This window comes from Streptomyces sp. NPDC003379 (assembly GCF_053589195.1).
Genome location: NZ_JBSFRK010000039.1, coordinates 58,041 through 81,347, shown reverse-complemented (window position 1 = coordinate 81,347; position 23,307 = coordinate 58,041). Strand labels below are relative to the sequence as shown.

The window sequence follows — 23,307 nt, the reverse complement described above, 5'->3', positions numbered from 1 at the left end:
CGTCGGTGGTGGTGGGTCCTGATGGTGGGGGGCGGTTGGTGGGGTTTGTGTCGGGTGGGGTGGATCCGGTGGTGGTGCGGGGTGTGGTGGCGGGGTTGTTGCCGGGGTATGCGGTGCCGTCGGTGGTGGTGGGTTTGGATGTGTTGCCGTTGACGCCGAACGGGAAGGTGGATCGGGGGGCGTTGCCGGTGCCGGTGGTGTCCGGTGACGTGGGGCGTGGGCGCGGTCCGCGTTCGGCGGCCGAGGAGATTCTGTGTGGTTTGTTCGCTGAGGTGTTGGGTGTGCCGGTGGTGGGGCCGGAGGATGATTTCTTCGGGTTGGGTGGGCATTCGTTGTTGGCGACGCGGTTGGTGTCGCGGGTGCGTGGTGTGTTCGGTGTGGAGGTGCCGGTGCGGGCGGTGTTCGAGGCGCCGTCGGTGGCGGGTCTGGTCAGGTGGGTGGAGTCGGGTGCGGTCAGTGGGCGTGCGGGGCTGGCGGTGCGGGAACGTCCCGGGACGATCCCGCTGTCGTACGCCCAACGACGCCTGTGGGCCCTGGGCAAACTGGCCGACACCGGCGCCCTCTACCACATCTGTCTGGCGGCCCGGCTGCACGGCGCGCTGGACCGGGACGCCCTGGAGGCCGCGCTCGCCGACGTCGTGGCCCGTCACGAGAGCCTGCGCACGCTCTACCCCGAAGTGGACGGCGTGCCGCACCAGGTAATCCTGGACCCCGACGCCGCGCGTCCGCGCCTCGGCGTCCTGGAGGTCCGGCCCGAGGACGCGGACCGGGCGGTCGATGCCGTCCGCGCCGAGCCCTTCGCCCTGGCCGCCGAGCCCCCGCTGCGGGCCAGGCTCCTCGTGCTCGGACCGGAGAGCCATCTGCTGGTCCTGGTCCTGCACCACATCGCCGGTGACGCAGGTTCGGTGCGGCCGCTGGTACGTGACCTGTCCGCGGCCTACGCGGCGCGCCGGACCGGCGAGGCCCCGCGGTGGCAGCCACTGCCGGTCCAGTACGCCGACTACACGCTCTGGCAGCGCGAGACACTCGGCGACGACAGCGACCCGGACAGTGAGCTGTGCCGCCAACTCGCCTACTGGCGCCAGAAGTTGACCGGTCTCCCCGAGGAGCTCGCTCTGCCCGCCGACCGCCCCCGCCCCGCGGAGGCCCGGCACGAGGGCGGCGTCGTCCCCTTCGAGGTGGACCCGGAACTGCACCAGAAGCTGCTGGACCTGGCCCGCGCGCACGGCGCGACGCCGTTCATGGTGCTGCACGCCGCGCTCGGCGCGCTGCTGACCCGCCTCGGCGCGGGAACGGACCTGCCGATCGGCGCCGCCGTGTCCGGTCGCGGCGACGAGTCCCTCGACGACCTCGTCGGCTTCTTCGTCAACACGCTGGTGCTGCGCACCGACACCTCGGGTGATCCGGCCTTCCGTGAACTCCTCGCCCGGGTGCGGGAGTCGGACCTCGCCGCCTACGCCCACCAGGACGTCCCCTTCGACCGGCTGGTCGAGGAGCTCAACCCGGCGCGCTCCCTCGCCCGCCACCCCCTCTTCCAGGTCATGCTCGTCCTGGACAACTTCACCCGGCCCGAGACCGGACTCGACGGGTTGCGCGGCACGGACCCGGCGGACGACACCGGGGGCGACGCCGCCGTGGCCGTGGAGCCGCCGCCCGAGGCGCCCGGCCGGGCCAAGTTCGACCTGTCCGTACGCCTGGTGGAGCAGACCGGCGACGGCGAGGCGGCGGGCCTGGCGGGGTCGGTCGCCTACGCGCGTGATCTCTTCGACCGGTCCACGGTCGCGGCGATCACGGAACGGTTCGTCCGGCTGCTGCGCGCCGTGGTCACCGACCCCGGCAGGCCCATCGGCGAGGCGGACATCCTGGACGAGGCCGAGCGGGACCGGCTGCTGCACGGCTGGAACGCCACCGAACGTCCGCTGCCCGCGCTGCTCCTGCCGCAGCTGTTCGAGGAGCAGGCCGCCCGCACCCCGGACGCCCCGGCCGTCATCCGCGGCGCGGACACCGTGTCGTACGCGGAGCTCGACGCCCGCGCCAACCGCGTGGCCCGGCTCCTGGTCGAGCGCGGCGCGGGTCCCGAGAGCGTGGTCGCCCTGATGGTGCCGCGCTCCGTGGAGATGATCGTCGCCGTCCTGGCCGCGCTGAAGTCCGGCGCCGCGTACCTGCCGGTGGACAGCGAGTACCCGGCAGACCGGATCGCCTACATGCTCGACGACGCGCGTCCGGTCCTCGCCGTGACCACCGCGGCGGCCGCGGACCGTCTGCCGTCCGCCGTCGACCGGATCGTCCTCGACGACCCCGCCACCGTCGACGAGCTGTCACGCCGTTCGGCGGCCGACCTCACCGACGCCGACCGGCGGGCCCCGCTCACCCCGCGCACCCCCGCCTACGTCATCTACACGTCCGGCTCCACCGGCCGCCCCAAGGGCGTGGTCGTCGAGCACCGCTCCGTCCCGAACATCGTGCTGGCCAGGATCGGGGCGTACGGCATGGGGCCGGGCAGCCGGGCGCTGCAGTTCGCCTCGCTCAGCTTCGACGCGGCCGTCTCCGAGATCTGCACACCGCTGTGCGCGGGAGCCTGCCTCGTGCTGGGCCCCGCCGACATGCTCGCCCAGGCCGACCAACTACCCACGCTCATCCGCCGTCACGGGGTGACGCACGCGACGCTGCCGCCCGCGATCCTCGCCCAGCTGCCCGCCGACAGCCTGCCCTCCGTGGTGAACCTGGTCATCGCGGGCGAGGCGGCGCAGGCGTCCCTGGTGCCCAAGTGGGCCGCGGGACGCCGGATGTTCAACGCGTACGGCCCCACCGAGACCACCGTCTCGTGCACCATGGCCGGGCCGCTGCCCGCCGTGCCGGGTGTGCCGCCGATCGGCGGGCCGCTGCCGAACGCGCGCGTGTACGTCCTCGACGACGCGCTGCGGCCCGTCCCGGTCGGCGTACCGGGCGAGCTGTACGTGTCGGGCCTCGGTGTGGCCCGCGGCTACCTGGGGCGCGCGGCACTGACCGCGGAACGCTTCGTGGCGGACCCGTACGGCCCCGCCGGAAGCCGCATGTACCGCACGGGTGACCTGGCGCGCCGACGGGCCGACGGCCAACTGGAGTTCGCCGGCCGCGCGGACGACCAGGTGAAGATCCGCGGCTTCAGGATCGAACTCGGCGAGGTGCAGAGCGCGTTGACGTCCTGCCCCGGCGTGGGCAGGGCTGTCGCCGTCGTACGGGAGGGCCGGCCCGGCCGCAGGCGGCTGGTCGGTTATGTGACCCCGGTGCCGGGCGCCCACACCGACACCGTCACCGACGTCGACCCCGAGCTGATCCGCGCCCACCTCGCCGGGCTGCTGCCCGAGCACATGGTGCCGACGGCGGTGATGGTGCTCGACCGCATACCGCTGACCGTGAACGGCAAGGTGGACCACGCCGCCCTGCCCGCGCCCCTGCCTCCGCCCCGGCCCGCCACGGCCGACACCGCGCGCCGCCCCGCCGACTCCCGCGAAGAGCTGCTCTGCCAGGTGGTCGCGGACGTGCTCGCGGTACCCCGGATCGGCGTCGACGAGAACTTCTTCGCCCTGGGCGGCGACAGCATCACCGCGCTCCAGGTCGCCAGCCGGGCGCGCGCCGCCGGCCTTGTTGTCACCCCCAGGGACCTGTTCCGGCACCAGACGGTGGCCGAACTCGCCGCCGCCGTACGGGAGTCCGCGCCCCAGGACGACCGGCGCCGCGACGACGGCATCGGCGCCGTCCCCGCGACCCCCGTCATGCGCTGGCTCGCCCAGCGGCGCGGCCCCGTCGCGCACCTCAACCAGTCGGTCCTGCTGACGGTGCCCGCACTGGGACTGGAGGCGCTCACCACCGCCGTACAGAGCCTGATCGACCACCACGACGCGCTGCGCGCCACCCTGGTCGGCGGCGCCACCAAGGTCACCTGGGGCCTGAAGGTCGCCCCGCGCGGCGATCTCCCGGCGCGGGAGCGCGTGCGGCGCGTGGACATCACCGCCCACCCCGACGGCTCCCCGGAACTGGCCGCCCTGGTCGCCCGGGAGGGCGAGGCCGCGCGGGACCGCCTGGACCCGGAGTCCGGGTCGATGTTCCAGGTGGTGTGGTTCGACGCGGGGCCCGGACGCCCCGGCAGGCTGCTGCTCATCGCCCACCACCTGGTCGTCGACGGGGTGTCCTGGCGCATCCTGGTGCCCGACCTCGCCCAGGCGTGGCGGACCACCGCGGCCGGCGGCGAACCCCGGCTCGCCCCGGTGGGCACCTCGCTGCGCCGCTTCGCCCAGCTCCTCCTCGCCGAGGGCCAGGACCCCGAGCGCGCCGCCGAACTGGACCTGTGGACCGGCATGCTGGACGGCGACGACCCTCGTATCGGCGCCGGGGCGCTCACGCCCGCCCGGGACACCCGGGGGACGGCCGAGTACCTGAGCGCCACCCTGCCCGCGGACCTCACCGGCACGCTGCTCACCTCCGTGGCGGAGACCTTCCAGGTCCGCATGAACGACATCCTGCTGACCGGGCTCGCGCTCGCCGTCGCCGACTGGCGCCGCCGCCACGGCTGGGACACCGACCGCGCAGACCACACCGACCGCACCGTCCTGCTGGACGTGGAGGGCCACGGCCGGGAGGAGATCGCCGACGAGATCGACCTGTCCCGCACCGTCGGCTGGTTCACCAGCGTGTTCCCGCTGCGACTGGACCCGGGAGAGCCGGACCTCGGAGAGCCGGACCCGGGCCGGTCGTCGGCGGGGGAGACCGCCGTGGTCGACGCCCTCAAGCGGATCAAGAACCGCCTCAGGGAACTCCCCGACAACGGCCTGGGATTCGGGCTGCTGCGCTACCTCAACCCCGACACGGCCGGCGTCCTCGCCCCGTACGGCTCCCCGCAGATCGGCTTCAACTACCTGGGCCGGATGAACGGCGCCGCCCTCGACGCCGCCCTCGACGGTGAGAGCCCGGCACCCACCGAGTGGTCGGTCAGCACGGACCTGTCCGCCGGCGTCGACCCGTCCGACGGCGACCTGCCGTTCGCCCACGCCCTCGAACTGACCGCGGCCGTCAGGGAGATGGCCGACGGGCCCCGGCTGAGTGTCAGCTGCGCCTGGCCGACCGCGCTGTTCCCCGCCGAGGAGGTCCAGGACCTGCTCGACACCTGGCTGCGGGCGCTGCGCTCACTGGCTGACCGGGCCGGACAGTCCGGCGCCTGCGGACTCGTCCCCGCCGACCTGCCGCTCGTCTCCGTCACCCAGGAGGAGATCGACGCCTGGGAGGCCGGGCCGGACGGCGTCCAGGACGTCCTGCCGCTCTCGCCGCTCCAGGAAGGACTGTTCTTCCACGCCCTGTTCGCGGGCACCGGCCCCGACGTCTACACCATGCAGACCACGCTCGACCTGACAGGTCCCCTCGACGCCACGGCGCTCAGGGCCGCCGGGCAGGGCGTCCTGGACCGCCACCCCAACCTGCGGGCCGGGTTCCACCACCGCGGTGGCGGCGACAGCGTCCAGATCATTCCCCGGCGGGCCGAACTGCCCTGGGCGGAGGTGGACCTGTCCGGTCTCGACGAGCCCGCCAGGCAGGCCGAGCTGACCCGGCTCACCGACGACGCCCGCACCCGGAGGTTCCACCTCGGACGGCCGCCGCTGATCCGGTTCACCCTGATCAAGCTGGGCGAGGACAGGCACAGGCTGCTGATCCTCAAGCACCACATCCTGCTCGACGGCTGGTCGGTACCGCTGTTCATGCGCGACCTGTTCGCGCTCTACCGCCACGGCGACCAGAACACGCTGCCCCCCGTCGTCCCCTACCGCGGCTACCTCGACTGGCTGTCGCGACAGGACCGCGCGGCGACCGAGGCGGCCTGGAGCGAGGCCCTCGCCGGCGTCTCCGAGCCCACGCTCCTGGCCGGCGCCGAACCGGGCCCGCCGACCGAGATGCCCCGCAACGTCACCCGCGACCTGCCCGCCCCGCTCACCACGGCGCTCCAGGAGCAGGCGGCACGGTCGGCGACCACCGTCAACACGTTCCTGCAAGGGGCGTGGGCGGTGCTGGCCGGCCGGCTCCTCGGCCGCGACGACATCGTCTTCGGCACCACCGTCTCCGGCCGCCCGCCGGAGATACCCGGCATCGAGTCCATGCTCGGCCTGTTCATCAACACCATCCCCGTCCGGGTCCGGCTGCGGCTCGGCGAGACCTGGCAGGAGCTGACGGCCCGCGTCCAGCACGAGCAGACCGCGCTCAGCGCCCACCACCAGCTCGGTCTCGCCCGCATCCAGCAACTGGCCGGCGTCGGCGAACTCTTCGACGCGCTGGTGGTCTACGAGAACTTCCCCGCCGCCACCTCCGGACAGTCGACGGACACCGCACTGACCGCCAAGGCCAAGGAGGGCCGCGCGGCGGCGCACTACCCGCTCGCCCTGATCGCCAACATGACACCGACAGGACTGCGGCTGCGCCTGGAGTACCGGCCAGAACTCCTCACCGCCGAGCGGGCCCAGGAACTCCTGGACCGCCTCGTACGCGTCCTTGAACAAGTGATCGGCGACCCGCGGCAGCCCGTCGCCAGGATCGACGTCCTCGACCCGGCCGAGCGGCGACAGCTCCTGGACGGCTGGAACGGCGACGCGTTCACGCGGGCCGCCGCCCAACCCGCCACGATCCACGGCCGGTTCGCCGACGCCGTGGCCCAAGGACCCGACCACACGGCGATCCGCCACCGCGACCAGCACCTCACCTACCGCGAGCTGGACGAGCGCGCCAACCGGCTCGCACGGCTCCTCGGCGAGCTGGGGGTGGGCCGCGAGACCCGCGTGGCGGTGCTCCTCGACCGGGGCGTCGACCTCGTCGTCGCCGTCCTCGCCGTCCTCAAGGCCGGCGCCGTGTACGTACCACTGGAGACCGACACCCCGGAGCGACGCCAGCGACTGCTCGTCTCCGAGACCACCGCACCCGTCCTGCTCACCCACGAGCACCTCACGCCCGCGTGGACCGCCTCGCCCGACGCGGGGGTACGGGTCGTCGCGGTCGACGCCGACCCCCGGCTGCCCGGCCAGGACGTCACCGCGCCGCACGTCGAGGTGGCACCCGACCAACTGGCCTACGTCATCTACACCTCCGGATCCACCGGCACCCCCAAGGGCGTCGCCGTCACCCACCAGAACGTGGTGGAGCTCGCCGCGGACCGCTGGTGGGACCTCGACAGCCGCCGCAAGGTGCTCTTCCACTCCCCGCACGCCTGGGACGCCTCCACCCTGGAGTGGTGGGTGCCGCTGCTCGACCACGGCGAGATCGTCGTCGCCCCGCCGGGCAAGCTCGACCTGGACGCCCTCGCGAGCCTCGTCGTCGAGGAGCGCGTCACCGGACTGTGGGCCTCCGGCGGCCTGTTCCGGCTGCTCGCCGAGGAACACCCGGAGTGCTTCGCGGGCCTGAGCGAGGTGCGCACCGGCGGCGACGTGGTCCCCGCGGACGCGGTGCGCAGAGCACTGCGCGCCTGCCCCGACACGGTGGTCACCGCCGGGTACGGGCCGACCGAGACCACGGTGTTCTCCACCCGCCACTCGATGCGCGCGGGCGACCCGGTCCCGGAGAGCGTGCCCATCGGCCGCCCACTGGACGGCACCCGGGCCTACGTCCTGAGCCCGGGCCTCGAACCCGTGCCGGTGGGCGTCGTCGGCGAGCTGTACCTGGCGGGCTCCGGGGTGTCGCGCGGCTACGAGAACAACCCGGCCATGACGGCCGAGCGTTTCGTCGCCGACCTCTACGGCCCGCCCGGAACCCGCATGTACCGCACCGGCGACCTCGTCCGCCGGCGCGCGGACGGGCTCATGGAGTTCGCCGGGCGCGCCGACGAACAGGTCAAGCTGCGCGGCTTCCGGGTGGAGCTGCGCGAGGTGGAGATGGCCGTCACCGGCCACCCCGGGATCGGCCAGGCGGTCGCGCTGGTCCGTGAGGACCGTCCGGGCGACAAGCGCCTGGTCGCGTACGTGGTGCCGGACGCCGGCTCACCGGCCCCCGACCTGGCCGCACTGCGGGAGCGGCTGGCCTGTGTGCTGCCGGAGTTCATGGTGCCCTCCGCCTTCGTCGTCCTCGACCGGCTGCCGCTGACCGACAACACCAAACTGGACCGCGGCGCGCTGCCCGCGCCCGACCACCGCGCCGAGCACACCCGCCCGCCGCGCACCCCGCAGGAAGAGGTGCTGTGCGCTCTGTTCGCCGACGCGCTCGGCGTGCCCGAGGTCGGCCTCGACGACGACTTCTTCATGCTGGGCGGCAACTCGCTGACCGCCGCGGCGCTCGTCAGCCGCATCCGCGCCACCCTCGGATCCGCACTGAGCGTGCAGGCGCTGTTCACCGCGCCCACCGTCGCGGCACTGGCACGCCGCCTGGAGCCGGACACCGGCCCCGACGAGAACGGCGGCCTGGAGGTACTGCTCCCCCTGCGCACCACCGGCGAGCAGGCCCCGGTCTTCTGCTTCCACGCCGGCGGCGGACTGAGCTGGCGGTACGCCGGACTCCTTCGGCACCTGCCGCCCGAGCACCCGGTGTACGGACTCCAGGCCCGTGCCTACAGCACACCCGGCTACCGGCCCACCGGCATCGAGGAGATCGCCGCCGACTTCGTCGAACAGATCAGGAAGGTACGGCCCACCGGCCCCTACCACCTGCTCGGCTGGTCCTTCGGCGGCCTGGTCGCCCACGCCGTGGCCGCCCGCCTCCAGGACGACGGCGACGAGGTCGCCACGCTCGCCCTCCTCGACGCCTACCCCGTCGAGACGGACACCGAGCCGCCCACGGCGGCGGGCGACGGCGGCGAACTGCTGCGCGCCCTGCTGGAAGTGACCCACGCGGCGCCCTCCTCACCCGGCACCGAACCCGTCACCCGGGAGGAGGCGGCCGAGGCGCTGCGCGCCCTCGGCAACCCGCTCATGGAGTTGCTCGCCGACCGGCTCGACACGGTCCTCGAAGCCTTCGAGGACCACGTCGACCTGCGGCACGCGTTCGTCCCGCGCACGTTCCGCGGCGACGCGCTGCTCTTCGCGGCCCTGCCCGACGGCGCCGACGCCCTCAGCCGCGCCGAGCGCTGGCAGCCGTACGTCGAAGGACGGGTGCACGCCCACACGGTGCGCTGCGCCCACGAACACATGATGGACCCCGAGCCGCTCGCCGAGATCGGGCGGATCGTCACCGCGCGGCTGCGGCGCACCGAGAAGGGAACGGACCGCTGATGGGCCAGGACATCTACGAGATCGGTGAGATACCGCCGCTGGGAGAGGTGCCGCGGTACATGCACGCGGCCATGATCCGCCAGGAGCGCTACGGCGAGCCCGCCGACGCCATCCGCATCGAGCAGACCGAGGTGCCGCCGGTCGGCCGGGGCCAGATCCTGCTCCTGGTGATGTCGGCCGGGGTCAACTACAACGGCGTGTGGGCCGCGCTCGGCGCGCCCGCCGACGTCATCGCGGCCCGCCGCAAGCAGGGCGACCCGCACGACTTCCACATCGCGGGCTCCGAAGGCGCCGGAGTCGTGTGGGCGGTCGGCGAGGGCGTCACCCAGCACCGCGTCGGCGACCAGGTGATCGTGGGCGGGGTCCGCTGGGACGAGTCCGCCCCCGACATCCGGCTCGGCACCGACCCCACCGCGTCCCGCTCGCAGCGCGCCTGGGGCTACGAACTCAACCACGGCTCCTTCGCCCAGTTCACGGTCGTCGACGAGTACCAGTGCCACCCCAAGCCACCCCGGCTGACCTGGGAGGAGGCCGGCTGCTTCCTCGGCGGCGGCTCCACCTCGTACCGCATGCTGACCGGCTGGCACCCGCACCACGTGCGGCCCGGTGATCCGGTGCTGATCTGGGGCGGCTCCGGCGGCCTCGGATCGATGGCCATCCAGATCGTCGACCACTTCGGCGGAATCCCCGTCGCGGTCGTCTCCGACGACGCCAAGGCGGACCACTGCATGCGGCTCGGCGCCCACGGCGTGGTCAACCGCCGCGAGTTCACCCACTGGGGCGGCCTGCCCGACCCCGACGACACCGCGGCGTACGGCGCGTGGCTGGACAGCGCGCGCGCCTTCGGCCGGCGCGTCTGGGAGGTGCTCGGCGAGCGCAGGTCACCGCGCATCGTCCTCGAACACCCGGGCAGGGACACCCTCGCCACGTCCGTGTATGTCTGCGACAACGCCGGCATGGTGGTGACCTGCGCGGGCACAAGCGGCTACCTCGGCCATATCGACCTGCGGTTCCTGTGGATGTTCCAGAAGCGGCTCCAGGGCTCGCACGCGGCCAACGTGCGCGAGACCCGGGCGATCATCGACCTGGTGGCGTCCGGACGCGTCGACCCCTGCCTGAGCGAGACCGTGCCCTTCGAGGAGATCGGCCGCGCCCATCAGCAGGTGTACGAGAACCGGCACGCGGCGGGCAACACCGCGGTCCTCGTGAACGCCCCGGGCCCCGGCCTGACGGGCATGCCGTGAACGGCGGCCCACCGGCCGGGCGTCACCCGTTCCGGTTCGGGGTGTACGTGGGTGCGCTCTCCGGCATCGACGCCCTGCGCACGCTCGCGGTGGGCGCCGAGGAGGCCGGATACGCGTCCCTGCTCGTCCCCGACCACCTGGACGAGCGCTGGTCGCCCGTGGTCTCCCTGGCCCTCGCGGCCGGCTGGACCTCACGGATCGCCCTCGGCACGCTGATGCTCGCCGCCGACCTGAGGCACCCCGCCGTGCTCTTCAAGGACCTGGCCACGCTCGACCAGGCGGCACCCGGCCGCCTGGAGATCGGCCTCGGCGCCGGCTGGTATCCCCCCGACTTCGCCCGCGCCGGCCTCCCCATGGCCCCTCCCGGCATCCGCATCGAACACCTGGCGGAGACCGCGCACATCCTCAAGGAACTCTGGGAGAAGGGGGCCGTCTCGTACGAGGGACGCCACCGCTCGGCCGTCGACGCGATCGGCGCGCCACGGCCGGGCCCGGCCGCCTGGGTCATGGGAGGGGGCGGCCCCCGGATGCTGCGGACCGCCGTGGAGCACGCGGACATCGTGTCGCTGACCGCGCGGCTCTCCGCCGGCCGCCGCGACAAGCCGCTCGGCGACAACGCCCGCGCCGAGCGGTTCGACGAACGGGTGCGCTGGGTACGGGAGTTCGCGGCCTCGTCCGGCCGGACCTCGGTCCCGGAGCTGCAGTGCCTGCTCATCGACGCCGCGGTCGTCACCGACTCCCAGGAGTACGCCGCGCGCGAGCTGGCCCCCCGGTTCGGCCTGCCGCCCGGCGAGGTCCTCGACTCGCCCGTGGTCCTGGCGGGCACCGTCGACGAGATCTGCGCGCGGCTGTACGAGCGCCGCGAGCGGTTCGGGATCAGCTACTGGGTGCTGCCCGCGGCACGGTGGGAGGAGTTCGTGCCGGTCGTCCAGCGGCTGACCGGCACCTGAGCCCCGTCTCCGTCAGCGCAGCAGCCCGCGGTGCGCCGCCCAGCCCGCGGCGATGTCGGCCTCCAGCTGGTTCAGCCGCGCCGTGACCACCTGGTCGAAGCCGTCCATGAAGTACTCGTCACCGGGCCGGGGGGCCACCGAGGCGCGGGCCCTGACGAAGCCCTCGACCACGTCGAGCAGTGAACGGCCCGGCCCCACCCGTCCGGCGATGTAGCGGTCGGCGCCCTCCAGGCCAGGGAAGCCCGCCTCGCGGTACAGGTACACGTCGCCCAGCACGTCGACCTGGACCGCGATCTGCGGATGCGCCCGCGGCCGCATCGTCCGGGGCCGGATACGCACCAGCTCCGCCTCGGTGCCCGACTTGAGGGCGTGCAGGGCGTAGCCGTAGTCGACCCGCAGCGTGGGGGTCAGCCGCCGGGCCTTCTCCTCGAAGGCGAGCAGGATCTCCTGGAGTTCGGTGCGCTCGGCCGCCGAGAGCGCCCCGTCCGGACGTGCGCTGTAGTCCTCGCGCAGGTTCAGGAAGTCCACGGGCCTACCCGGCGCGGCGGCGTCCAGCTCGGCGACGAAGTCGAGCACATCGAGCAGCCGCCCGGCGCGCCCCGGCAGGATGATGTGGTTCAGCCCCAGCCGCACGGGCGCCTCGCGCTCGGCCCGCAGTCGCTGGAACGCCAGCAGGTTGGCCCGCACCCGGCCGAAGGCCCGCCGCTTGCCGGTGGTGGCCTCGTACTCCTCGTCCGACACCCCGTACAGCGAGGTGCGGACGGCGCCGAGGTCCCACAGTCCCGGCTGGCGCTCCAGCGTCTGCTCGGTGAGGGCGAAGGAGTTGGTGTACAGCGTCATGGGGAAGCCGCGCCCCGCGGCCCGCCGCACCAGGTCACCGAGCCCGGGATTGGTAAGGGGCTCCAGGCCACCGGAGACGTACAGGGACTCGGGGGAGCCGGTGGGCAGTTCGTCGATGACCGAGGCCAGCGCCGCGTTGCCGTCCGCCAGCGCGGACGCCGGATAGCGCGCACCCGTCACCCGTACGCAGAAGTGGCAGCGGAACATGCAGCTGGGCCCCGGGTACAGGCCCACGATGTGCGGGTAGGCGGGCCTGCCCTCCAGGACCGCGTCGAACACTCCGCGCCCCTCGAGCGGCAGCACGGTGTTGGACCAGTACTGCCCGGACGGGCCCGCGATCACCGCGTCCCGCAGTTCGGGAAGCCGCCCGAAGAGGTCGAGGAGCCGCCGGAAGCGGTTGGTGTCCAGGGCCAGTTCCCGCCGCACCTCGTCCAGTGGTGTGAACGGCCGGTTGCCGTAGTGCCGGGCCAGGTCGACGAGCCGGCCGGCGGCGGTGTCCGCCTCGTCCGGCGGGCAGTGGCGGCGCTCCGCCAGCAGGTGCCGCACGGCGGCCGCCGCCGTGTCCGGGTCGTGTCCGGGGACCGCGCAGTGCGCCACCGCCCCGGTCCGCCGATCGAGTGCCGACGTCATGTGGCTCGTCCCTTCATCTGCTGCCAACGGGAGGTCACTTCATCGCTGCGGGAGACGACGAGCCGCAGTACGTCGCAGATCCTGCGGATGCTCTCGCGGGAGACGGCCGAACCGGTGGGCAGGGCCAGCACGCACCGGGCGAGCCGTTCGGTGTGCGGGAGCCGGAAGGCGCGGCCGGACCGGTAGGGCTCCAGTTCATGGCAGGCGGGGGAGAAGTACGGCTTCGCCATGATGTGCTCGGCCTGCAGGATCTCCAGGACGAGGTCCCGGTCGACGCCCGTCATGGACTCGTCGATCTCGATGATCACGTACTGGTAGTTGCGTGACTCCGACGCGTCGTGCGGCAACAACCGCACCCCGGGGATCTCGTCGAGGCCTATGGCATAGGCGTCGAAGTTCGACCGGTTGTGGGCGACGGCCCGGTCGAATCCGTCGAGCGAGGTCAGCGCCATGGCCGCGGCGGCCTCGCTCATCTTGCCGTTGGTGCCGCCCGCCGGACTGCCTCCCCCCGGGCCCAGGCCGAAGTTGCGCAGACTGCGCAGCCGCCCGGCCAGGGTGTCGTCGTCGGTGACGATCGCGCCGCCCTCGAACCCCGCCACCACCTTGGTCGGATGGAAGGAGAAGACCGACGCGCCGCCGAAGGAGGCGACCGGCCGTCCGCCGAGGGTGCAGCCGATGGCGTGCGCCGCGTCGAAGAACAGCGGAAGCCCGTGGTCGACGGCGACCTTCTCCAGCTCCGGGGCCGGGCACGTCCGGCCCCACAGGTGCACGCCGAGGATCGCCGAGGTGAGCGGGCCGACCGCCGCGGACACGAGGGCGGGATCCAGCTGACCGGTCAGCGGGTCGACGTCCACGAACACCGGGTCGAGGCCGACCCAGCGCGTGGCGTGCGCGGTCGCGGCGAACGTGAGCGAGGGCATGATCACCTCACCGCTGAGCTCCAGCGCGTGGCAGAGCATCTGGAGCGCGACCGTCGCGTTGCAGGTCGCGACGGAGTTGCGTACACCGGCCAGCTCGGCGGTCCTGGCCTCGAACTCCACGGCCAGCGGACCGCTGTTGGAGAGCCACTGGTTGTCCAGCGCCCAATTGAGGCGGTCGAACAGCCGGTCCCGGTCGACCGTGTTGGGGGAGCCGACATACAACGGCCGCAGAAACGCGTGCACTCCACCGAATATCGCGAGATCGCCTGTGTTCAGCTTCACAACGCTCCCCTGTATATTCGCCCGTTCATTTCACGCAGAACGCCAACGCCCGTACCAGAGCGTTATGTTGGCAGAAGAGCCAATGGATTGCGACGGCAGTTTCACGTACAGGTCGGGTACAGCAGTTCCGCACGCGTGTCGTGCACCATTCGAATTCCATGACTCTGGTGATTTCGGAACACAGACCCAAGGGAGTGCCCGCATGACGAATCCGTTCGAGAATCCTGACGGCCGGTATGTTGTGCTGGTCAATCACGAGGGCCAGCACTCGCTCTGGCCGGTCTTCGCGGAGGTGCCGGCCGGCTGGACGGTCGCCCACCCGGAGGACGGCCGCCAGGCCTGCCTCGACTACATCGAGGAGCACTGGACCGACATGCGGCCCAAGAGCCTCGTCGAGCAGATGGGCGGGCGATGACCGGGACCGGGAAAGGGGCGGTCCAGGCCCCGCCGAGCCGCACGGTCACCGGCTGGAGCGGCGACGCCGACTACTTCAGCTTCCCCGAGCACCGCGAGTACCGCCCCGGCCCGGTCGTCGACGTCCTGCGCGGCCGCCGCGCGGGTGTCATCTTCCGGGGCATGGTCGCGCGGAACGTCTGCGCCGAACTCGCCGCCCGGTTCTGGGACAGCCCGGACCGGGGGCGACGCAGCACCGAGGCCCCCAGCTACCACCTCGGCGCGTACCACTACCACAAGACGACCGAGCACTACCTGGACGAGTCCGAGCAGGCCGCCGCGGCCCTCGACAAGGTGCTCGACCTGCCCGACGACCCGCTGACCACCTTCTACACGGGCCTGGTTCAGGAGCTGGCGCCCGAGGGCGTGGACGTGCGCCTGGCCCGCCACCGCGGACGCCCCGCCTCCCGCGGCCTGCTGCGCTCCTGGCACGGCGACGGCACCTACGCCCTTGACCCGCACGAGGACCGCTCCCAGTGCACCGAGCCCCAGCAGGCGGACTTCGAGATCCAGCGGGTGGTCGACCACGAGATCTGCGCCCTCAACATCTGCCTGGAGAACGGCGACGGCGGCCGGCTGCTGGTGTGGAACATCCAGCCGGACGACGCCTCCAAGCGGCGCATGGGCCTGCACCACACGGGCTCCCCCTATCCGACCCGGACCCTGGACGGCATCGAATGCCGGCGGATCGACGTCCACCCGGGAGACGTCTACGTCTTCAACGGCTCCCATGTGCACGCCGTCGAGCCCAACTCCGACCCCGGCAGCAGGCGCACCTCACTGGCGGGCATCTTCGGGTTCATCGACGACGGCACGGTGGTCTCATGGACGTGACACTCCCTCGGCGTGCACCTTCTCCAGGACCCGGACCGCCGCCGAAAGCCCGTCCTCCGCGCCGAGCAGCGCGCCGAAGCGGGCGGCGGCGGCCGCGATCCCCGGGTCCGTCACCGCGTGCCGGATGTCCGCGGCGAGCCCCTCGGGGGTGAGGTCGCGCTGCATGACGGGCGGCGGGGCCACCCCGAGCCGGTTGAGGTGCTCGCCCCACATCCGCTGGTTCGTCTCGAACGGGCAGATGACCTGGGGGATTCCGGCGCGCAGCGCGTCGTTGTACGTGCCGGGCCCGCCCGCGTGGACCACCGCGCGCACCTGCGGCAGCAGCCACGCGTAGGGCACGTCCTGGACGGTGAGGATGTCGTCCGCGTAGTCGGAGACCTGGATGCCACCCCAGCCCTCCACGACCACGGCCCGCTGCCCGGACTGCCGGACACCTTCGAGGACGACCCTGGCCGTGGCCTGCGGATCGGGGCTCAGGGTGCTGCCGAACCCCACGAACACGGGCTTCTCGCCCGCCTCCAGGAACCGCACCAGATCGGCCGGCGGCTGCCAGCCGGGAGCCGCCGGCAGATGCCAGAAACCCTCGGTGTGCACGGTGTCGGTCCAGTCGTCGGCGGGCGTGATCACGTGCGGGCTGAAGATGTGCAGCACCGGGGTGGGGCTGCCGTCGGCCCGGTACCGGAAGTCGAGGAAACCGTCGCGGGGCGGCAGCCCGAGCGTCTCGGACCGCCAGCGCTCGATCATCGCGATCAGCTGCGGCGGAATGTAGCTGTACGGGTCCGCCCCGCTCTCGTCCGGCTGGTCACTGAAGACGTCCGACAGCCGCCCGAACGCCGGATACTGACGAGAGACCACGAAGTTCGGGTAAAGCACCGCGAACACGTTCGGGATTCCCAGCTTCTCCGCGATCTGGGCTATCTGTTCGCGTGACGCCTGCGAGTGGATGATGATGTCGGCGCCGTCGGCAGCCGCCTCCCACATATCATTGAGAATGATCGGATAGCGGTCCACCGCCTCCTGCTTCAGGGCGGCCCGCCGACGCTCCGTCTCCGGCGTCCGCCGGTCGCTCGTCCAGCGCAGCTCGCGCACCTCGGGCCTGCGCCACAGCGTGATGGACCAGTCGTCGAGGCCGGCGAAATCCACGTCGTACGCGGCGGCGAAAGGAGCGAAGAGCCTCGGCGCCACCAGGGTCGCGGAGTGCCCGGCCCGATTCAGGGCATGGGCCAGGGCCAGATACGGCTGTACGTCCCCCCGGCTTCCGTGGCAGTACACCAGAGCCTTCATAGCGGTCTCCTCCGCTGCTGGACGACGTGGATCACGGTCATGCTCATCGACCGCCCCGGCACTGACAAGAGGCAGCTTCCCGCGTGCAGGAGGCGTCCAGCCGGGCACGGTCCCGCACCCCTAATGTCGCCGGGGTGAAGGTGCTCATCTATTCCCATGGCACGCGTGGCGATCTGCAGCCCTATCTGGCCGTCGCCCACGCGCTCAACAACGCCGGGCATACCGCAACCCTCGTCGGGCCGAGCATTTTCGAACCCTTCGCGGAGTCGTACGGTGTGCGGTTCGCCCCGGTGACCGACGAGGGTGTGAAGCTGCTCCAGCGGCCGGACGTCCGTAAACTGCTCCTCACCACGGATCCGGAATCCGAAGAGTACCGAAAGGCCCGCGAGGCGATATTCCGCGAATTCATGCCCAAGACGTATCCCGTGCTGCTCCGGCAGCTCTGGGACGCGGCACGCGGCGGAGCCGACCTGCTGGTCCACTCGCACCACTCACGCCAGGTCATGCACCAGATGGCCGAGAAGCTGGGCATCCCGAGCGTGCTCGCCACGCTCCACCCCAACCTCGTGCCGTCCCGCCGCTACCCTCCCCAGCTCGGCTCGCTGGAGGCCAGGCCGGACAACCTGGAGCAGCACGCCCGGGCCGGCAGCGCTCCCCTCAACCCGCTGCTGGCGGAGATGATCTCCACATGGCGTACGGAGACCCTGGAGCTGCCGCCCCGCGACGACTACCTGGACTTCCGGCACCGCCCCGACGGCCGGCCCAACCCGGTCCTGCACGGCTTCAGCCCGCACGTCCTCGAACCGGCCCCGGAGTGGCCCGACCGGGTCCACACCACCGGCTTCTGGTCCCTGCCCGCCAATCAGCGGCCGTCGGCGGAGCTGCTCCGCTTCCTGGAGGCGGGCGAGCCACCAGTCTTCTTCGGCTTCGGCAGCCTCTCGCACGGCGACCCGGAGCAGACCGGACACCTGGTGCTGGACGTGGTGCGCCGCACGGGTGTGCGTGCCGTGATCGTCACCGGCTGGGGCGGCATCAGCATCACCGATCCGCCCGCCGACGTCCTGGTGGAGAGCGACGTTCCCTACGACTGGCTGTTCCCCCGGGTCCGCGCGGCCGTGCACGCCGGGGGACCGGGCACCCTCAACGCGGCTCTGGAGGCCGGCATCCCCCAGATGGCCTGCCCCTTCCACAAGGAACAGCTGATGTGGGGCAACCTCCTGCGCGATCTCGGGGTCGCACCGGCGCCCATCCCGTACGACGACCTCACCGTGGACGGACTCGTCGAGGCGGTGCGGCACACGATCAACGACCCGGAGATCGCCGCCAACACCCGCCGCCTGGCGCAGAGCCTCAAGGGAGAGAACGGAGCGGAGAACGCGGTCAAGGCGCTGGAACACATCCACCGGGAAGCCTGAGACCGGCGTGGCGCGTGCGGGGGTGGCGCATGCGGGCGTGGCGCGTGCGGACGCGGCGCATACGGACGTCACCGTGCTGTGGGGACCCACGGCCGGCGACGCACGCGCCGCCGCACATGCCGCCCTGCTCCACGGCGCGTCACTGCTGACCGGCGAGCCGGCCGACGCGTTCCGCCTGACGTACGAACCGGGCGGCCGCCCCCGCCTGACCGGCGCCGCCGCACCGCCGCACGTGAGCATCAGCCACGGCCGCGGCGTCTGGGCCGTGGCACTCGGCACCACGGGACCGGTCGGCGTGGACGTCGAGGCGGTCCGGCCCGTCCCCGCCCTGCGCATGGCCGGGCGGTGGCTGGACGCCGCCGCCGCGGACTGGCTGGCGCGCGTCCCGGCGGCCGCGAGGCCCGCGGCGTTCCTGTGGCTGTGGACCCAGAAGGAGGCGATCGGCAAGGCGCGCGGCCGTGGCCTGCGCGACGGAGGCCTCCGTCGGCCGGTGCCGGTCCCCGAACACTGGCCGCCCCCGCCCGCCCGCGCCGGCCTGCCCGCCCCGCGCCCCCTGGCCGACGACCCCGGGACCTTCTGCACCGCCCTGCTCACCGACTCCGGACGGCACGTCCTCGCACTCGCCACGATCAGGGACGGACCCCGACCGTCCCGGGCAGATACCGGGCCTTCGCCTTCCCGTCCCCGTCCGTGACCCCGACGCACTGACGGCCGATCAGCACAGCGTCGCTCGGCGCCCGGTACACGCTCCACGCCTCCGTCAGCTCCGCGGACCACTCCCCGGGCGTCACCGAGCAGACCGCCGCCCCCGCCATGAGCCGCGCGTACTGATGGCGGGTCGTGCCGTTCTCATCACCGATGTGCTCCCGGCCCACCAGGACGTGGCCGTCCGGCGCCGTACAGGGGACGCCGTCGCCCTCGGTGAACGGGCGGCTCCACCGGACGTCACGCACGGACAACGCGCGCCCGGCGAGGACCGGACGTCCGTACCGGTACCGGGTGTTCCCGCCGGGGCCGCCCTGATGCTCGCGGCCCACGAGGACGTAGCCCTCGGGACACGACCATGTGTGGTCCGACTCCTCCACCGACCGTGACCACCGGGCGTCCACGACTACCACCTGCGCCTGAGACACGTTCGGCAGCGCCCCTCTTCTCGGCTCTCTTCGTCCGGCAAATGTAAGGGAGTTCGCTCCGGTTGTCCGGATCCGGTGGCTGGACTCCGGAGGACCGGCTTGGACAATGACTCTCTGAGCAACGGTGGGCCGGGGGGTGGGAGCTGTGCCACGGGGAGAGCGTCCGCTGGAGGACGACGGTGGCGAGCTGATCGCATTCGCGGCGGATCTACGGCAGTTGCGGGAGAAGGCGGGCAGCCCCCCGTACCGTCAGCTCGCGCGTGACGCCCACTACTCGTCGACGACGCTGGCCGACGCGGCGGCCGGCCGCAGACTGCCGAGTCTGCCGGTCACGCTCGCCTATGTGCGGGCCTGCGGCGGGGACGTGGCCTCGTGGGAGGCGCGGTGGCACGCGCTCGGCGCCCGGCTCGCGGCCGCCGCCACGGCAGCGGCCGACGAGGCTCCCGGCGCCGGGAGCCGCGAGCCGCGCGGGCCCTACGTGGGGCTCGCCGCGTTCCAGCAGGCGGACGCCGCCTGGTTCTTCGGGCGGGAGCAGCTGACCGACGACCTGGTACGCCGGGTCCGCGACCGGCGCTTCCTCGCCGTGTTCGGCGCCTCGGGGGCGGGGAAGTCCTCGCTGCTGCGGGCGGGCCTGCTGCCGCGCGTCCACGACGGCCCCCACGCCGAGTGGGCCACCGTCCTGTTCGCGCCCGGAGCCCACCCCCTGGAGGAGTGCGCCGCACGGCTGGCCGCCGTCAGCAGCGGCTCGGCCACCGCCCTGCGCCGGGATCTCGCGGCGGACCCGCGGGCCCTGCACCTGACCGTGCTCAAGGCCCTGGCGGACCGGCCGCCCGAAGCGGAACTCCTGCTCGTGGTGGACCAGTTCGAGGAGGTGTTCACCCTCTGCGCCGACGCCACGGAGCGCACGCTCTTCATCACCGCACTGCTCACCGCGGCCCAGGCCGCCAACAGCCGCACCCGCGTCGTGCTGGGCGTGCGGGCTGACTTCTACGCGCGCTGCGCGCAACACCCCGACCTCGTCGAGGCGCTGCGGGACGCCCAGTTGCTCGTCGGGCCGATGACCACCGACGAGCTGCGCCGGGCGATCAGCCGGCCCGCTGCCCGCGCCGCCTGCACCGTCGAGGGAGCGCTCCTCGCCCGCGTGATCGCCGACGCCACCGGCAGGACCACGGTGTTGCCCCTGGTCTCCCACGCGCTGCGCGAGACCTGGTGCCGCCGCCGTGGCAGCACCCTCACCCTGTCGGGGTACGAGGCGGCGGGCGGCATCCGGCACGCCCTGGCCCAGACCGCCGAGGCGGTCCACGCCGGGCTCGCCGACGGGCAGCGGCACCTGGCCCGCGCCGTCCTGCTGCGCCTCGTCGCGATCGGCGAGGGCACGGACGCCACCAGACGCCGACTGGCCCGCGCCGACCTCGACTGCCTGAGCGAGGACCGGGCCGGCATCGAGACGGTCCTGGACGGGCTGGCCCGCGCCCGGCTGATCACCCTGGACACCGACACCGTCGAACTCACCCACGAGGCGCTGCTGCACGCCTGGCCGCGGCTGCGCGACTGGATCGACGAGGACCGGGCGGGGCTGCTGCTGCACCAGCGGCTGAGCGAGGCGGCCACCGCCTGGGACCGTGAGGGCCGTGACCCCGGGGCGCTGTACCGCGGCACGCGGCTGGCGGCGGCCGAGGAGTCCTTCGCCGCTCCCGGCAGCACGCTGACCGCGCTGGAACGTGACTTCCTGACCGCGAGCAGCGCGGCCCGGGACCGCGAGCGACGCGCCGCGGTCCGCACCACGCGGCGCCTGCGCCGGCTCACCGTCACCTTGTCCGTGCTGCTCGTCATCGCCCTCGTGTCGGGGCTGATCGCCTGGGACCAGTACCGCACCAGCGAGAACCATCGGCGCGAGGCCGTCGCCGAACAGCGCAGCACCCTGTCCCGGCAGCTCGCCGCCCAGGCGTCCATTCTCCTCGCCGACGAGTCCGACCTGGCCTCGCTCCTGGCCGTCTACGCCTACCGGATCCGCCCCACCGCCGAGGCCACCACCAGCCTCCTGGCCGCTGCCTCGCGCCCCCTCCAGCTGCGGCTCACCGGCCACGAGGGGGACGTGGAGTCGGTGGCCATCAGCCCGGACGGCAGCACGGTGGCGAGCGGCGGACACGACGGCACGGTACGGCTGTGGAGCGCGGTCACCGGCAAGGCGCGCACCACACTCCACGGACACAAGGGCACTGTGACCTCGGTGGCGTTGAGCCCCGATGGCAGCACGGTGGCGAGCGGCGGACACGACGGAACCGTACGCCTGTGGGACACGGCCACCGGCAAGCAGCAGGACGTACTGACGAACCATCAAGGCACCGTGCACTCCGTCGCGTTCAGCCCGGACGGGCGCACCGTCGTCGGCGGCGGGGACGACGGCACGGTACGGCTGTGGAACGCGGCGACCGGCAAGCAACGGAACGCCCTGACGGCACAACAGGGCAACGTGCGCGCGGTGGCGTTCAGCCCCGACGGACGCACGGTCGCGAGTGGCGGCCACGACGGCACGGTACGGCTGTGGAACGCGGCCACCGGCAGGGCGCGCACCACACTCGACGGACACGAGGGCGCCGTGAACGCGGTGGCGTTCGGTCCGGACGGGCGCACCGTCGCCAGCGGCGGCCGCGACGGCGCGGTGCGGCTGTGGACTCCGGCGACCGGCAAGGAGCGCATCGCGCTGACCGAGCACGGCCGCGATGCCGAGTCGGTGGGGTTCAGCCCGGACGGCCGCACAGTGGTCAGCGGCGGCCGCGACGGCACGGTGCGGCTGTGGGACGCGGCGAACGGGTCGCGGCGTGCCGTGCTGAGCGGGCAGGGCGGCGCCGTGTGGTCCGTGGCGTTCAGCCAGGACGGCGGCACGGTGGTCAGCGGCGGCCGCGACGGAGCCGTACGGCTGTGGGCCGTGGCCACCGGCAAGGCGCGCATCACGGCGACCGGGACCGGGACTGCCGTGAATTCGGTGGGGTTCAGCCCGGACGGCCGCACGGTCGCCAGTGGTGGAGACGATGGGACGGTACGGCTGCGGGCTTCGGCGACCGGCAGGGTGCGCGTCACACTCGACGGGCACGAAGGGGCCGTGCGGTCGGTGGCGTTCAGTCCGGACGGTCGTACGGTCGCCAGTGGCGGCCGCGACGGAACCGTACGGCTGTGGGACTCGACCAGCGGCGAGCAACGGGCCGTGCTGAGGGGCCACCAGGACCGGGTGGGCTCGGTGGCGTTCAGTCCGGACGGTCGTACGGTCGTCAGTGGTGGCCGCGACGGAACCGTACGGCTGTGGAGCACGGCCAGCGGCAAGCAACGGAATGTGCTGACGGGACATAGAGGCCCGGTGGGCTCGGTCGCGTTCGGCCCCGACGGCCGTACGGTCGCCAGTGGTGGACGCGACGGCACTCTGCGCCTGTGGAGCACGGCCACGGGCAAGGCCCGTAGCGTCCGCGGAGTCAGGTCGCCCATCCGGTCGGTGTCGTTCGCCCCGGACGGGAACAGCGTCGCCGGTGGCAGCGACGACGGCACGGTGCGGCTGTGGGACACGGACACCGGGCGCTCCCGGGCCGGGCTGACCGGAGTCCGGGGCAGCGCACAGACAGTGGCGTTCAGCCCTGACGGCCGCACGGTGGTCAGCGGCGGCCGCGACGGGACGGTACGGCTGTGGGGCACGTCCACGGGCCTGCAGAAGGTCGTGTTGCCCGGACAGGCGGGACCGGTGCGGTCGGTGGCGTTCAGCCCGGACGGCCGCACCGTCGCCAGCGGCGGCGACGACGGCGCGCTGCGGCTGTGGAACGTGCTCCTCAGCGCCGACGAGGCGCTCAGCAGGATATGCCGCTCCCTGCGCAGGGACCTCAGCGCCCGCGAACGCGCCAGGTACCTGCACGATCCGTACCAGCAGTCACCTCCCCGAGCCTGCGCGCGATGAAGCCGCGGCCCGCGGAGCGCTGTCCGGCGTCACTGTCCGGCGTCGTTGTCCGGAGCTTGTTGTCCGGCGCGGAGTCACCGGCGCCGGACAACCACGCACGGGTAGAAGCGAGATGTCGACCACTTGGCGGCCGTGTCCGGGAACAGCCGGAAACAAGGAGTCAGCTGCGA

12 protein-coding genes are annotated in these 23,307 nt (G+C 73.0%); 8 read left to right on the top strand and 4 right to left on the bottom strand.

Annotated features, from left to right (window positions below; genetic code table 11):
* The first annotated feature begins 5 nt into the window (after nt 1–5).
* From ACWDVB_RS30840 to ACWDVB_RS30830, 3 genes are read left to right on the top strand one after another with little or no spacing between them, the layout of a single operon-like run.
* On the top strand, nt 6–9,212 hold the full coding sequence (locus ACWDVB_RS30840) for an amino acid adenylation domain-containing protein (RefSeq protein ID WP_451612006.1): 9,207 nt from the start codon (nt 6–8) through the stop codon (nt 9,210–9,212).
* Nucleotides 9,212–10,456, top strand: coding sequence for a crotonyl-CoA carboxylase/reductase (gene ccrA / locus ACWDVB_RS30835; protein WP_451516610.1), 1,245 nt, complete (start codon nt 9,212–9,214; stop codon nt 10,454–10,456). The genes ACWDVB_RS30840 and ccrA overlap by 1 nt, the downstream gene beginning before the upstream one ends.
* Entirely contained in the window at nt 10,453–11,406 is a 954-nt protein-coding gene (locus tag ACWDVB_RS30830) for a TIGR03621 family F420-dependent LLM class oxidoreductase (protein WP_451516609.1), read from the top strand. Before ccrA ends, ACWDVB_RS30830 begins: the two co-directional genes overlap by 4 nt.
* Nucleotides 11,407–11,418: 12 nt before the next feature.
* Here ACWDVB_RS30830 and desII read toward each other — a convergent pair whose 3' ends face one another.
* Nucleotides 11,419–12,876 (bottom strand): dTDP-4-amino-4,6-dideoxy-D-glucose ammonia-lyase, encoded by a 1,458-nt coding sequence (gene desII, locus ACWDVB_RS30825; protein ID WP_451516608.1) that lies wholly within the window; start codon nt 12,874–12,876, stop codon nt 11,419–11,421.
* The gene (locus tag ACWDVB_RS30820; RefSeq protein ID WP_451516607.1) at nt 12,873–14,078 is read right to left on the bottom strand and encodes an aminotransferase class I/II-fold pyridoxal phosphate-dependent enzyme; all 1,206 of its coding nucleotides are present in this window, start codon (nt 14,076–14,078) and stop codon (nt 12,873–12,875) included. The genes desII and ACWDVB_RS30820 overlap by 4 nt, the downstream gene beginning before the upstream one ends.
* A 202-nt stretch (nt 14,079–14,280) precedes the next feature.
* Here ACWDVB_RS30820 and ACWDVB_RS30815 point away from each other — a divergent pair, with 202 nt between their 5' ends.
* Entirely contained in the window at nt 14,281–14,493 is a 213-nt protein-coding gene (locus ACWDVB_RS30815) for an MbtH family protein (protein WP_451516606.1), read from the top strand.
* Nucleotides 14,490–15,365: a hypothetical protein gene (locus ACWDVB_RS30810; RefSeq protein WP_451516605.1), complete on the top strand. Its 876-nt coding sequence runs from the start codon at nt 14,490–14,492 to the stop codon at nt 15,363–15,365. The genes ACWDVB_RS30815 and ACWDVB_RS30810 overlap by 4 nt, the downstream gene beginning before the upstream one ends.
* Here the strand turns inward: ACWDVB_RS30810 and ACWDVB_RS30805 are convergent.
* Nucleotides 15,354–16,649, bottom strand: a complete 1,296-nt coding sequence (locus ACWDVB_RS30805) for a glycosyltransferase (protein WP_451516604.1) — start codon at nt 16,647–16,649, stop codon at nt 15,354–15,356. The genes ACWDVB_RS30810 and ACWDVB_RS30805 overlap by 12 nt on opposite strands.
* Before the next feature lie 134 nt (nt 16,650–16,783).
* Between ACWDVB_RS30805 and ACWDVB_RS30800 the strand changes: the two genes are divergently transcribed.
* Together ACWDVB_RS30800 and ACWDVB_RS30795 are read left to right on the top strand one after the other, a co-directional pair.
* Nucleotides 16,784–18,064 (top strand): glycosyltransferase, encoded by a 1,281-nt coding sequence (locus ACWDVB_RS30800; protein WP_451516603.1) that lies wholly within the window; start codon nt 16,784–16,786, stop codon nt 18,062–18,064.
* Between the two features lie 37 nt (nt 18,065–18,101).
* On the top strand, nt 18,102–18,758 hold the full coding sequence (locus tag ACWDVB_RS30795) for a 4'-phosphopantetheinyl transferase family protein (protein ID WP_451516602.1): 657 nt from the start codon (nt 18,102–18,104) through the stop codon (nt 18,756–18,758).
* On the opposite strand, the gene ACWDVB_RS30790 is transcribed toward ACWDVB_RS30795, so the two are convergent.
* Nucleotides 18,694–19,173, bottom strand: a complete 480-nt coding sequence (locus ACWDVB_RS30790; RefSeq protein WP_451612005.1) for a hypothetical protein — start codon at nt 19,171–19,173, stop codon at nt 18,694–18,696. The genes ACWDVB_RS30795 and ACWDVB_RS30790 overlap by 65 nt on opposite strands.
* A gap of 169 nt (nt 19,174–19,342) precedes the next feature.
* Between ACWDVB_RS30790 and ACWDVB_RS30785 the strand changes: the two genes are divergently transcribed.
* Nucleotides 19,343–23,137, top strand: a complete 3,795-nt coding sequence (locus ACWDVB_RS30785; RefSeq protein ID WP_451516600.1) for an nSTAND1 domain-containing NTPase — start codon at nt 19,343–19,345, stop codon at nt 23,135–23,137.
* Nucleotides 23,138–23,307 lie beyond the last annotated feature (170 nt).

Excerpts from the sequence above, each read along its gene's own strand:
- ccrA (WP_451516610.1), top strand. The coding sequence starts at position 9,212 with ATGGGCCAGGACATCTACGAGATCGGTGAGATACCGCCGCTGGGAGAG.
- desII (WP_451516608.1), bottom strand. The coding sequence starts at position 12,876 with ATGACGTCGGCACTCGATCGGCGGACCGGGGCGGTGGCGCACTGCGCG.
- ACWDVB_RS30815 (WP_451516606.1), top strand. The coding sequence starts at position 14,281 with ATGACGAATCCGTTCGAGAATCCTGACGGCCGGTATGTTGTGCTGGTC.
- ACWDVB_RS30810 (WP_451516605.1), top strand. The coding sequence starts at position 14,490 with ATGACCGGGACCGGGAAAGGGGCGGTCCAGGCCCCGCCGAGCCGCACG.
- ACWDVB_RS30805 (WP_451516604.1), bottom strand. The coding sequence starts at position 16,649 with ATGAAGGCTCTGGTGTACTGCCACGGAAGCCGGGGGGACGTACAGCCG.